9 protein-coding genes and 1 pseudogene are annotated in these 12,197 nt (G+C 64.5%); 4 read left to right on the forward strand and 6 right to left on the reverse strand.

What is annotated here, in order from left to right:
- Window positions 1-115: 115 nt before the first annotated feature.
- Genes GKC70_RS14175 through lexA form a run of 4 tightly spaced genes read right to left on the reverse strand, consistent with a single transcriptional unit; the run spans window position 116 to window position 5,855 of the window.
- The gene (locus GKC70_RS14175) at window positions 116-3,217 is read right to left on the reverse strand and encodes an error-prone DNA polymerase (RefSeq protein WP_342649023.1); all 3,102 of its coding nucleotides are present in this window, start codon (window positions 3,215-3,217) and stop codon (window positions 116-118) included.
- A complete protein-coding gene (locus tag GKC70_RS14180) occupies window positions 3,193-4,611 on the reverse strand; it encodes a DNA polymerase Y family protein (protein ID WP_342649024.1) in 1,419 nt (472 codons plus the stop codon). Before GKC70_RS14180 ends, GKC70_RS14175 begins: the two co-directional genes overlap by 25 nt.
- A 6-nt stretch (window positions 4,612-4,617) precedes the next feature.
- Window positions 4,618-5,238, reverse strand: coding sequence for a translesion DNA synthesis-associated protein ImuA (gene imuA, locus GKC70_RS14185; protein ID WP_116887992.1), 621 nt, complete (start codon window positions 5,236-5,238; stop codon window positions 4,618-4,620).
- On the reverse strand, window positions 5,238-5,855 hold the full coding sequence (lexA, locus tag GKC70_RS14190) for a transcriptional repressor LexA (RefSeq protein ID WP_342649025.1): 618 nt from the start codon (window positions 5,853-5,855) through the stop codon (window positions 5,238-5,240). Before lexA ends, imuA begins: the two co-directional genes overlap by 1 nt.
- A 94-nt stretch (window positions 5,856-5,949) precedes the next feature.
- Between lexA and GKC70_RS14195 the strand changes: the two genes are divergently transcribed.
- On the forward strand, window positions 5,950-6,615 hold the full coding sequence (locus GKC70_RS14195; protein ID WP_342649026.1) for an HAD-IA family hydrolase: 666 nt from the start codon (window positions 5,950-5,952) through the stop codon (window positions 6,613-6,615).
- 25 nt (window positions 6,616-6,640) lie between these two features.
- Here GKC70_RS14195 and GKC70_RS14200 read toward each other — a convergent pair whose 3' ends face one another.
- Complete coding sequence (locus tag GKC70_RS14200; protein WP_342649027.1) at window positions 6,641-7,846, reverse strand: MFS transporter; 1,206 nt, start codon at window positions 7,844-7,846, stop codon at window positions 6,641-6,643.
- A 394-nt stretch (window positions 7,847-8,240) separates the two neighbouring features.
- On the opposite strand from GKC70_RS14200, the gene GKC70_RS14205 reads away from it, so the two are divergent.
- Complete coding sequence (locus GKC70_RS14205) at window positions 8,241-9,866, forward strand: methyl-accepting chemotaxis protein (protein ID WP_342649028.1); 1,626 nt, start codon at window positions 8,241-8,243, stop codon at window positions 9,864-9,866.
- A gap of 38 nt (window positions 9,867-9,904) precedes the next feature.
- Here GKC70_RS14205 and GKC70_RS14210 read toward each other — a convergent pair.
- A pseudogene (locus GKC70_RS14210) lies at window positions 9,905-11,306 on the reverse strand (cytosine permease).
- Here GKC70_RS14210 and GKC70_RS14215 point away from each other — a divergent pair.
- Together GKC70_RS14215 and GKC70_RS14220 are read left to right on the forward strand one after the other, a co-directional pair.
- The gene (locus GKC70_RS14215) at window positions 11,253-11,585 is read left to right on the forward strand and encodes a hypothetical protein (protein WP_342651581.1); all 333 of its coding nucleotides are present in this window, start codon (window positions 11,253-11,255) and stop codon (window positions 11,583-11,585) included. The pseudogene GKC70_RS14210 and the gene GKC70_RS14215 overlap by 54 nt on opposite strands.
- Before the next feature lie 38 nt (window positions 11,586-11,623).
- Window positions 11,624-12,109 carry a flavin reductase family protein gene (locus GKC70_RS14220; protein WP_342649029.1) on the forward strand — a complete coding sequence of 162 codons (486 nt, stop codon included), beginning with the start codon at window positions 11,624-11,626 and terminating at the stop codon, window positions 12,107-12,109.
- Window positions 12,110-12,197 lie beyond the last annotated feature (88 nt).

The following is a 12,197-nucleotide window of genomic DNA, read 5'->3' on the forward strand; positions in this document are numbered from 1 at the left end:
ATGCACCTCTTGCTCATGTTATGCCCGAACACAAAATTTCTGACATACCCGGTGAATCAGCCTCACCACAGCCACCGGATAAGCCCCCAAATCACCCGTCCCCTCCCCAAAAGAATCAATGAAAATCCCGGCTCCTAACCTCAAGCCCCTCCAACAACCCACTGACATCTTCAAGCCGCCGAGCAACAAGATGCAGCACCCCTTTCTCCCGTTCCAACCTCCCCCTGACCTTCAACAATCGAGCCCCCATCAACACCCCCCGCTGCCGCTCAGCCAACTCCCGCCACACCACCACATTCAGCAACCCATGCTCATCCTCAAGCGTCACAAAGGTCACCCCACTGGCAGTTTGCGGTCGCTGCCGCCCCACCACGATCCCAGCCACGGCAACCGCATCCCCATGCCCCAACGCCTCGAGCTCCACCAGACTGCGGCACCCCAACCCCCGCAAACGCCGCCGTAACAGAACCAACGGATGAGGTCCGAGCGTCGTACCCAACGAGGCATAGTCGGCAAACACCTCTTCAGCCACCGTCGGCACCGGCAATGACACCGCCGCTTCCGCCACAGGTTCGAGCCCTGCGAACAAGGGCAACTGCGCCTGCACCGCAGCCACCTGCCAGCGCGCCTGGTGCCGGTCCGCAGCCAGCGCCCTCAGGGCTCCAGCATCGGCAAGACGCGCGCGAGCCCGGCTGTCCAGGGCGGCACGCACACACAAATCCTCGACATCGCGCCAGGCACGCTGCGCCCGCGCCTGCTCCAGACGCCGCGCATCCTCCTCGCTGAAGCCGCGGATCTGCCGCAACCCCAGACGGATCGCCAAGTCGCCGTCTTCCCTCAATTCCAACGTACAGTCCCATGCACTGTGAAACACATCCACCGCACGCACCTCAATGCCCTGCCGACGCGCGTTCTGCAACAACTGGTCGGGACTGTAGAAACCCATGGGCCAGCTATTGACCAACGCACAGGTGAAGATCGCCGGCTCATGGCACTTCAGCCAACTGCTGGCGTAGCACAACAAGGCGAAGCTGGCCGCATGGGATTCGGGAAACCCATAACTGCCGAAGCCCTTGATCTGCTCGAAGATGCGTTCGGCGAAGGCTGCTTCGTATCCGTTGCGCTGCATGCCCTCGAGCAGCCGCACACGATGTGGCTCCAGCCCACCGTGTCGCTTCCATGCCGCCATGCTGCGACGCAATTGGTCGGCCTCGCCTGGGCTGTAGTCGGCCGCGACCATCGCCAGCTCCATCACCTGCTCTTGGAACAAAGGCACACCCAGGGTGCGTTCGAACACCGCTTCGAGTTTCTGCGACGGGTAACTGACAGGCTCATCGCCCATGCGACGACGCAAGTACGGGTGCACCATGTCGCCCTGGATCGGCCCAGGCCGCACGATAGCCACCTCGATCACCAGGTCATAGAAGGTGCGTGGCTGCAGGCGTGGCAGCATGGCCATCTGCGCCCGCGACTCGATCTGGAACACGCCCATGGTCTCGGCGCGGCTGATCATCGCATAGGTGGCCGGGTCTTCCTGGGGGATGGTGGCCAGGGTCAGATCACGACCCCGGTGCTGCCTGAGCAAGTCGAAGCAGCGACGCAAAGCGCTGAGCATGCCCAAGGCGAGCACATCGACCTTGAGCAAGCCGACCATGTCCAGGTCGTCTTTGTCCCACTGGATCACCGTGCGTTCGGGCATCGCCGCGTTCTCCACCGGCACCAGGCGATCCAGCGGTTGCTCGGAGATGACGAAGCCGCCGGGGTGCTGCGACAGGTGTCGGGGGAAGCCGATCAATTCGCCTGCCAACACCAGAATGCGCCGCAACCACGGGCTCTGCGCCTCGAAGCCGGCCTCGCTCAGGCGTTGCGCGTCGGGTATGCGGTCGCTCCAGCGTCCGCAGCACTGGGCCAGGGCATCGATCTGGTCGGCCGGCAAGCCCAGCACCCGGGCCACATCGCGTACCGCACCGGCAGCATGGTAGGTACTGACCACCGCCGTCAGTGCTGCGCGATGACGACCATACCGGCGAAACACGTACTGGATGACCTCTTCACGCCGGTCGTGCTCGAAGTCCACGTCGATGTCCGGCGGCTCATTGCGTTCGCGTGATAGAAAACGCTCGAACAGCAGGTGATGGCGGGTGGGGTCCAGCTCGGTGATGCCCAGCACGAAGCACACCACCGAATTGGCGGCAGAGCCCCGGCCCTGGCAGAGAATGCCTTGGCGTCGAGCGAAGGCGACGATGTCGTGCACCGTCAGGAAGTAGCTTTCGTAGCCCAGTTCTTCGATCAAGGCCAATTCGCGTTGCAACGCCTGATGAACCTCGTCGTCGGCGCCGTGTGGCCAGCGTTCCGGTACGCCCTGCAGGCACAGGTGACGTAACCAGGTGGCGGGGGTATGGGTGTCTGGCACCAACTCGCGCGGGTACTGATACTTGAGCTCGCTCAGGTCGAACCGGCAACGCTCGGCGATGACCAGGGTCTCGGCCAACAGTGGCGCGGGATACAGCTGAGCGAGTTGATCGCGGCTGCGCAAATGTCGCTCGCCGTTGGGGTACAGATAGCGGCCTGCCTCAGCCACCTTGCAGTGCTGGCGGATGGCGGTCATGCAGTCCTGCAGGGCCCGGCGACCGCGCACATGCATGTGCACATCGCCGCAAGCCACGAGCGGTAATTGCAATTGCTGCGCGAGAAGGTGGACTGCTCGCAAGCGCTGATCGTCGTCGGGGCCACGGTGCAGGTGCAGCGCCAGCCACAAGCGCTCGGGAAACAGGCGCTGCAACCAATCGGCATCGGCTTGATCGGCGAGTGAATCGGCAACCCACAGCGCCAGCAGACCTTGGGTGCGATGCTCCAAGTCCTCGGCAAGCAATTGATACTCGCCCTTTTCAGCCCGGCGCCGCGCACGGGTGATCAGCGCACAGAGATTCTGGTAGCCCTCGAGGTTTTCGACCAGCAGCACCAGGCATGGCCCGTCGTGCATCCGCACTTCGCTACCGACGATCAGCCGCACGCCGTGCTCGCGGGCCGCCTGCCAGGCCCTGACGATACCGGCCAAGGTGCATTCGTCGGTGATCGCCAGGGCCTGGTAACCCTGTTCACCTGCCCGACGAAACAGCTCGTCGGCACTTGAGGCGCCGCGCTGGAAGCTGAAGTTCGACAGGCAGTGCAGCTCGGCGTATTCGGGCGGCGTCATGCGAACCAGCCCTGCAGCCACAAGGGTCCAGGCTGCGCGAGATCGCGATAGGCCCAGCCGCGCAAGCCGTCGCGGGTTTCGATGCGGTAGTAGTCGCGGCGCACGTCGCCACCGTCCCACCAGCCCGACTCGATGCGTTCGGCCTTGCCCAACCAGTGCACACCCGATTCGGGCAAGACTTGAGCCTGGCTCAGCAGCCAGCCAGGACGGCTGCCAGGGATGACCACAAGGCCGCTCGCCGCGCCCTGCTCCGCTGTCTGCCAAGCGTATTCCGGACGATGATCGGCAGCGGCGCACAGACTCTTGACCGCCTCGTCGCCCAAGCGGGCGCGCAGACGCTCGCGCAATTGCTCCCAGGGCTGTGTCTGCTGCGCACGCGGGTCGAACAACGCTCGGTGCTGGGGCACGAACGCTGGCAGGTCTTCGGCCAGCAAGCGCAAGGTGCGCACTGGGGCGGCAATCCGCAAGGGCTCGAGGCGACCACGCGCCAGCTCGAACAACATCGCAGGCTCCCGCTCGGCAGCCAGCAGGCCAACCTTGAGTACGGTGTCCGGACCTTCGACATGCTCCAAGTGCAGCTCGAAGCGCTGCACGCCACAGTCACGTCCGGCAAGAAAGGCTGCCAGGTCGTTGAGCAGACGGCGCAACGGAAACAGCAACGCCTGATGCGACTCGACATCGAAATTCAATTCCAGCCGTGACTCGAAGCGATCAGGCGGCTGATAGAAATCCAGGCCAAGGGCACGCAGGCCGAACAGCTGATCCAGGTGCAACTGCACACTGGCGGCGAAGCGTCGGGCCACGGCATCGCGAGGCAAAGCCTGCACCTGCGCGAGTCGATGCAGCCCCATGCGGGACAACGCCTGGGCAGCCTCGGTCGGCAAACCGACGCGGTCCAGCGGCATGTTCGCCAACGCGGCGCGGGTCTGCTCGGGGCAGGTCAACGCGAGGCCATCGTGACCGTTTGCCAGCATGCGAGCGGCCACTGGATTGCTCGCCAGCACGATGCGATGGCGCAGGCCCAACGCCTGCAGCTCTTCGCGCAGGCGCGCCTCGAAACGTGACCAGGGGCCGAACAATTGCAGGCTCGAGCCCACTTCCAGCAGCAGTGCGCGTGGGTAGTGAAGGCTGACCTGGGCGCTGAAGCGGTAGGCCCAGGCTGCCAGCAGTTGCTGGACCTGCTCGATGCGCGCCGGCTCCACCTCGACACAGGTGAATCCTTCGGCCAAGGCGCGGGCGGCGGTCAGCGTCTGGCCGGCACGCAGCCCCAGCGCTGCGGCGGCGCCATTGACCGCTTGCAACACCCGACGCTGCGCGGGACCGGCCACCAGCACCAGCGGCGCATCGGCGTCGTCGCGCCCGCGCAGGACGGTGTCCAGCGCCAGTTGCGGCAGCAGGATGCAAGCCCAGAGCATGGCGCATCAACCTCGCCCGGCAGTGCTGATGGGGGCCGCCGGCACCAGGCCACCGCGGCACTTGAGCACCCGCCACTGCGCCGGGCGGGTATCGATGGCGATGCGCAGGGCCGCAGGCGATGGGTTGTGTGCCGCCTGTTGCGGGCGACAGGCGAACGCCAGCGCCTCACCGGTTTCGGCAGCCACCTGCAAGCGACGCAAGGCGCGATCGTCGACCCGCTCAGGCCAGCACAGCACCGCAGCACAACTGCCCGAACGCAGGCATTGCTCGGCAGCCCAGAGCGCTTCGTCCGGTTTGGCCTCGACCTGCGCCAGCCAGCGCAGGTCGACCCCGGCGGCCTGCCAGGCCGGGGCATAGGGAATGAACGGCGGCGCCACCAGCAGCACTCGCCCGCCCTCACCGCTCAGGCGCGCCAGTGTGGGCCACAGCAAGTGCAGCTCGCCGCAGCCCGGGCTGGCCAGCAGCAGTTCACTGAGCGCCGCCGGTGGCCAGCCGCCTTCGGGCAAGCGTGCATCCAGGTCGGCATGACCGGTGGGCTGCAGGCCCAGGGCACGGGGCTGAGCCTGTCGCCCGCGCCAGACACGACGCTGGTCGAGCAGCCCGTCGAGATCGACCACCGCGCCCATCAGTCACGCCTCACCAGGCCACAGAACACCCCTTCGATGCAGAAGTCGTGCTCGGGGCCGACCTCGATAGCAGCATAGGCCGGGTTGCGCGGCAGCAGCCGATACCCACCGCGGACCCGCTCCAGCCGCTTGATGGTGACCTCGCCGTCGAGACGAGCGACGACGATCTGCCCGTCGCGGGCCTCGGCCTGCTGCAGGATGCCCACTAGATCGCCATCGAGTATGCCGTCGCCGATCATCGAGTCGCCGCGCACCTTCAGCAGGTAGTCCGGTGTGCGCCGAAACAGGCTGGGGTCGATCAGCAGTTGCTCGTGGATGTCCAGGTCCGGCCCGATCGGCGCACCGGCGGCCACCCGACCGAGCACCGGCAACTCCAATACCTGCGGACGGCGCGCGGGATGGACCAGGCGAATGCCTCGCGCCTGGTTGGGCGTGACCTCGATGAACCCCGCCTGATGCAAGGCGCTGATGTGCTTGCGGGCCACACTGCGCGAAGCGAAGCCGAAGCGCTGGGCGATATCGGCCAGACTCGGTGGCTGACCGTGCTCGGCGATGCGTTCACGGATGAAGTCGAGGATGGCGCGGCGTTTGGGAGTGAGCGTATTCATGGAGCACATTTGTACTCTTTTCGCAAAACACTGAACAGCCCCCTTCGTCGCCACATTGGTTATAGTGGCCGCTGAATTGTTTCTTCACCTGACAGGAAGCCCGATGCTGACCGCCCTGCTGTTCGACCTCGACGGGACCCTTACCGATACCGATACCCTGCATCTGCAGGCCTTTCGCAAGCTGCTGCACGATCACGACGGTCGCGAATTGACCCAGGCACAGTTCAACGAACAGGTCAGCGGTCGCTCCAACGGCCTGCTGTTCAAGGAACTGTTCCCTCAGGCCGATGCCGCCCAATGCCAGGCCTTGGCCGAACGCAAGGAGGCACTGTTCCGCGAGCTGTCGCCCCGCCTCGAACCCCTGCCCGGTCTGCTGCGCCTGCTGGCCCACGCCGAGCAGCAAGGCCTGGGCATGTGCGTGGTCACCAATGCGCCACGCCTGAATGCCGAACACATGCTTCAGGCCCTGGGGCTGATCAAACGCTTCGAGCATGTGCTGGTGGCTGACGAGCTGGCGCGGCCCAAGCCCGATCCCCTGCCCTATCTCACAGGCCTGCAACGCCTGAACGCCAAGGCCGAGCAGGCGCTGGCCTTCGAGGATTCGCTGCCGGGCGTGAAAGCAGCGGTCGATGCCGGCATCTTCACCGTGGCCCTGGCCACCACCCAGCCGGCCGAGCGCCTGCTGCAGGCGGGGGCAGGACTGGTGATCGACGATTACCAGGACCCGCGCCTATGGACACTGATCGAGTCCATGCAAGCCAACGCCTGATTCACCAATGCCAGGGGCGCAGCGCTCAACCCCGAGCGCGTCGCCCCTGTATCAGGAAGACCAACAGCCCCATTACCGGCAACGCCGCGCCCACCAGCACCACGCCCGTCCAGCCGTACCCGGCATAAACGGCGCTGGCCACCGCCGAGCCGAGCGCGCCGCCAATGAAGATACTGGTCATGTACAGGGCATTGAGCCGTCCACGGCTGGCCGGATCCAGTGCATACACCTCGCGTTGACCGATCACCATGTTCATCTGCACGGCAAAGTCCAGCAGCACACCGGTCAGCGCCAGGCCCACCACACCGGCCCCCGGCGCTGTCAGCCCGAACAGCAGCGACAGCGGTGCCAGCGTCAGGGCCAACAGGGTGCCCAGACGCGCATGGCCCGCGTCGGCCATGCGCCCGGCAATCGGCGCGGCGATCGCGCCCACCGCGCCGATCAGGGCGAATACGGCGATCTGGCTCTGCGACAAACCGTGCTCCTGCGTCAGCGCCAGGGGTACGGCAGTCCAGTACAGACTGAACCCCCCGAACATCAGCGCCTGATACAACGCGCGCTGTCGCAACGCCCGGTGGCGCCGCAACAGCCCGACCAACGAGGCCATGAGCGCCGCATAACTGGCCCTGTGTTCAGGCACCCGACGCGGCAAGGTCAGTGCCAGCAACAGCACCATCGCCGCCATCAGCCCCGCGGCCGCGATGAATACGGCACGCCAGCCGAAATGGTCGGCGATCAGGCTCGATAGCGGACGCGCCAGCAGAATCCCCAGCAGCAGACCGCCCATGATGTTGCCCACCACACGCCCGCGTTGATGCTCCGGTGTCAGGTGGGCCGCCAGCGGAATGAGCATCTGCACCGACACCGAACTGAAGCCGATCAGCAAGGCGTAGGCCAGGAACAGATGGCCCTGCCCCTGCCCACTGCTTCCAGCCAGCAAGAGGCTGACGCACGCCAGAACAGCCGTAGCGATCATCAGCCGGCGGTTCTCCAGCAGGTCGGCCAGCGGTACCAGCAGCAGCAGGCCCAGGGCATAGCCGATCTGGGTGAGCGACACGATCAAGCTGGCGTGTTCGGTGGACAGCCCCAGGTCCGGCGCGATCAGGCCGACGATGGGCTGGGCGTAGTACAGGTTGGCGACGATGGCGCCGCAGCAGAACGCGAGCAGTATCACTAGACCTCGGCTGATCGGCGCTGCGGCGGGTGAAGTCAAGGTGCTGGGACTTGTCATGGTCAGGTTCATACCGGGCGGAGTATGCCGCGCACCTTAGCGGCTACGCAGCGCAGAGGAAACCATGAGGGCGCGAGATGCGCGAAGTGGCTGACTGCGACCCAAGGTCGCGGTGAGCGACAGGCGCAAATCGGCTTTAGAACACTGAAAAGTAGTCACTTAACAGATCAGACCTTACAGATTCGTCAAAAAATGACGTATCAGATTGTAAACGTTGCCACATCGAACAAGTGGTCACAGATCGTGGCGACATGGCATCATTGACGTCAAAAATCTTACACATGGTGACGAAAGCATACTTTGCCGCAGGTCACCCGGCGCCAGATGTGTTGCCTAGATACCGCGACACGCCGGCCACCGAGGGCCTGCTTGCCACATCCCAAGGAGTAGCGAGATGCAGTTAAGGAATATGAAGATCGGAATCAGGGCGGCGTGTGTCTTCGCACTGCTGGGCGTGCTGGTTCTGATCATGGGCCTGGTCGCCCTGTACGAAACCCGGCGCATGGACGGCGCCACCGACGAAATCCGCGTGACCTGGATGCCGGCGATCATCGCCCTCAATGAAGTCGGCACCAGCCTGGGCCGGGCCCGCGCACTCACCTTGCGCAGCGTGATCGAAGAAGATCCTGCCGCACGCCAGGCCACGCTTAGCCGCATCGGCGACATCGATAACGAGCTTGCCGAAGGCATCAAGACCTACGAGGCCACCATCGAGGAACAGGACGACCGCGCCCTGTTCAACACGTTCACCCGCTTGTCCGAGCGCTACCATGGCCTGCAGAAGTCCATCCGTGAGGCTGCCGCCAATGGCGACATCGCCCAGGCCCAGCGCCTGGTCAACGGCCCGCTCGCCGAATACGCCGACACCATGATGAAAGCCCTCGGCGAGTTGATGCAGTACAACACCAACGGCGCGGACAAAGCCTCTCAACTGAGCAGCGACGCGTATGATGAAGCCTTCCTGCTGATCGTCGCCGCGCTGGTCACCATTCTTATCGCCCTGGTGGCCATCGCCGTATTGCTGACCCGCAGTATCGTGCTGCCCCTGGGCGAGGCCGTGCGGGTAGCCGAACGCGTGGCCACCGGTGACCTCACCCAAGAGATTCACATCGTCGGCCGTGACGAGCCGGCCTTGCTGCTGCGCGCCCTGAGCCGCATGCAGCAGAACCTGCGCGACACCATCCGGCAGATCGCAGCGTCCTCCGACCAACTGGCCTCGGCTTCCGAAGAGCTGCACACGGTCACCGAAGACACCAGCCGCGGCCTGCATCAGCAGAGCGCCGAGATCGATCAAGCAGCCACTGCCGTCAACCAGATGACGGCGGCGGTAGAAGAAGTGGCGAACAACGCGGTCAGCACGGCCGATGCGTCCAAAGGCGCCGACCAGACCACCCGCGACGGCCGCGATCAGGTCAACCAGGCCTTGAGTTCGATCCAGCATCTGGTCGAAGACGTTACCGGCACCTCCAGCGAGATCGAAGCACTGGCCACCAGCGCCAATGAGATCAGCCGCGTACTGGATGTGATTGGCTCGATTGCCGGGCAGACCAACCTGCTGGCACTCAACGCGGCCATCGAAGCGGCGCGCGCGGGCGAAGCCGGACGCGGCTTCGCCGTGGTGGCTGACGAGGTGCGGGCACTGGCGCACCGCACGCAGCAGTCCACGGCGGAAATCGAACAGATGATCGGCGGTATCCAGACCGGCACCGAGCGCGCCGTCGGTTCGATGCACAGCAGTCAGGGGCGTGCCAGCGGCACCTTGGAAGTGGCCCAGGCCGCTGGCCAAGCGCTGGAGTTGATCGCCGAGGCCATCGCGGCGATCAACCAGCGCAATCTGGTGATCGCCAGTGCCTCGGAACAGCAAGCGCAGGTGGCCCGCGAAGTGGACCGTAATCTGGTCAACATCCGTGACCTGGCGATGCAGACCTCGGCGGGAGCCAACCAGACCAGCGCGGCGGCGCAGGACCTATCGCGCCTGGCGGTGGAGTTGAATGGGATGGTGGCGCAGTTCAAAGTCTGATTCAGAGAGACCGGGGCCGCCCTGCGGCCCCTAGCGCTTCATTCATTTACCCGCACCACCCTCCCCGCCTTCACCGGCTGCCCGCGCGTGGCCAGGCAGTAGTAAAGCGGCACGGTCACCAGCAGACCGAACAACCACGACAAATCCGCACCTTCGACAAGATTCGAGTAGGGCCCCACATACAGCGCGGTATTGGCGAACGGCAACTGCACCAGAATCCCGCACACGTAGGCGACGATGGCGTGATGGTTGAAGCGCCCATAGATGCCCCATCAGCGCGGAAGAACGAGGCGATGTCGTACACGCCCTTCTTGATCAGGTAGAAGTCCACCAGGTTGATCGACGCCCAGGGCACCAGCACCAGCAGCAGTGCCAGGATCAGGCCGATGAACTGACCGATGAAGCCGGCCGAGGCGTTGAGGGCCACCAGCGCACAGCCCAGCAGAATCAGCGAAGCCAGCACCACCCGCACGCGCACGCTCGGTGTCCATCGAGCGGCGAACGTCTGGATCGCGGTGACGATCGACAGCACCGCCCCGTACAGATTCAGCGCGTTGTGACTGACGATGTTGAGCAGGAACAGCACCATCAGAATCGGTCCGAGCCAGCCGGTGGCCTGCTTCACCGCATCCATGGCATCGGTGCCTTCGGGCACGCACAACACCGCCACCGCGCCAAAGCTGAAGCACAGGATAGTGCCCAGGGTGGCGCCGAAGTAGGTCGCCCAGAATGGCTTGGCGATGCCGATTTCCTTGGGCAGATAGCGCGAGTAGTCCGAGGTGTAGGGCGAGAAGCTGATCTGCCAGATGGTACCCAGCGACACGGTGGCGATGAAGCCCGACAGGTTGAAGGCGCCGCGGCTGTAGAAGTCGGCCGGCAGGTCCTGGGCGAACATCATGATGAAGCCAGCCAGCAGCGCCGAACCCATCACCCAGGTGCCGATGCGGTTCAGGCTATGGATGAAGCGATAGCCGATCACCCCGATGGCCGTAGCGCTCAGGGCGCCGATCACGATCGCGCTCGGCATCGGCACGCTCGGGGCGATGCCATGGATCGACTTGCCCGCCAGGACGATATTGGAAATGAAGAAGCCGACGTAGATCAACGCCGTAAAGAACACGATCAGCAACGCGCCGTAGCGCCCGAACTGACCGCGGCTCTGCACCATCTGCGGAATGCCCAGCTGCGGTCCCTGCGCAGAGGCCAGGGCGATGACGATACCGCCCAGCAGATGCCCCATCACGATGGCGACCAGACCCCACATCAGGTTCAGGTGAAACACCTGGATCACCATCGCGCCGGTGACGATCGGCAGGGGGCGATATTGGTGCTGAACCAGAGGGTGAACAGGTCGCGCGCCTTCCCGTGGCGCTCGGAGGGGGGAACATGATCGACCGTATGATTCTCGACAAACGGGTGTTGCGACGACGGTTGGGACATAGGATTTCAGCTCGAAAGGATCATTTTTATCGTTGTATGGAAACCGCTCTGGGCGGCCTCTCAGCTGAAGACCATATTATGGTATTCCAAACTTTTGACAACACTGCTCCGCACTTTTTCGGCGCATCTGATCCGCTTAGCGCCTCACGCCAGGGCACTCGTCTAGCCCAGCAGACCAGTGATTACGGGCTTTGCGCCGTTCATCGCCGCCCCTGGGTCGCGGAAAAATTCGCTTGCAATATAGGTATTACGGTATACCATCAGACACATCAACGATAAAAACCGCGGACCACCGCACGCCCCATCGAGGTAACGCCATGATCGACGCAACCCTCTATAAGCACGTCCTGGGCTCCTTCCCCTCCGGCGTCACCGTCATCACTACCCTGGACGACGACGGCTCGGTCGTCGGCCTCACTGCCAGCGCTTTTTCCTCCCTGTCGATGGACCCGCCGTTGGTGCTGTTCTGCCCCAACTACAGCTCCGACTCCTACCCCGTGCTGATCAAGCAGAAGCGCTTCGCCATTCATCTGCTCTCCGGCGATCAGCAGGCCGAAGCCTATGCGTTCGCGAAAAAGGGCAAGGACAAGGCCAATGGCATCGAGTGGACCCTGAGCGCCTTGGGCAATCCCCTGCTGACCGGTGCCACGGCGATCATCGAGTGCGAGCTATGGCGCGAATACGAAGGCGGCGATCACGCCATCATGGTGGGCAAGGTGCACAACCTGATCGTCCCCGACGAGGCCCCCACCCCGATGATCTATTGCCGCGGCAAGATGGCCAGCCTGCCCGCGCTCGCCTGACACCACCTGCCTGAGCGAGCGGCAGGGGTCTGACCTGAGCACACGGCCCGAGCCGATGTCATCCGCCCCCTGCCCCGCCAGGCGACCA

This window comes from Pseudomonas sp. REB1044 (genome assembly GCF_038813925.1).
Classification (GTDB): Bacteria; Pseudomonadota; Gammaproteobacteria; order Pseudomonadales; family Pseudomonadaceae; genus Aquipseudomonas; species Aquipseudomonas boreofloridensis.

What these genes read in the sequence shown, in the direction of transcription:
- GKC70_RS14180 (WP_342649024.1), bottom strand. Translation starts at nt 4,611, where the DNA reads ATGCTCTGGGCTTGCATCCTGCTGCCGCAACTGGCGCTGGACACCGTC.
- imuA (WP_116887992.1), bottom strand. Translation starts at nt 5,238, where the DNA reads ATGGGCGCGGTGGTCGATCTCGACGGGCTGCTCGACCAGCGTCGTGTC.
- lexA (WP_342649025.1), bottom strand. Translation starts at nt 5,855, where the DNA reads ATGTGCTCCATGAATACGCTCACTCCCAAACGCCGCGCCATCCTCGAC.
- GKC70_RS14195 (WP_342649026.1), top strand. Translation starts at nt 5,950, where the DNA reads ATGCTGACCGCCCTGCTGTTCGACCTCGACGGGACCCTTACCGATACC.
- GKC70_RS14200 (WP_342649027.1), bottom strand. Translation starts at nt 7,846, where the DNA reads ATGACAAGTCCCAGCACCTTGACTTCACCCGCCGCAGCGCCGATCAGC.
- GKC70_RS14205 (WP_342649028.1), top strand. Translation starts at nt 8,241, where the DNA reads ATGCAGTTAAGGAATATGAAGATCGGAATCAGGGCGGCGTGTGTCTTC.
- GKC70_RS14215 (WP_342651581.1), top strand. Translation starts at nt 11,253, where the DNA reads ATGATCGACCGTATGATTCTCGACAAACGGGTGTTGCGACGACGGTTG.
- GKC70_RS14220 (WP_342649029.1), top strand. Translation starts at nt 11,624, where the DNA reads ATGATCGACGCAACCCTCTATAAGCACGTCCTGGGCTCCTTCCCCTCC.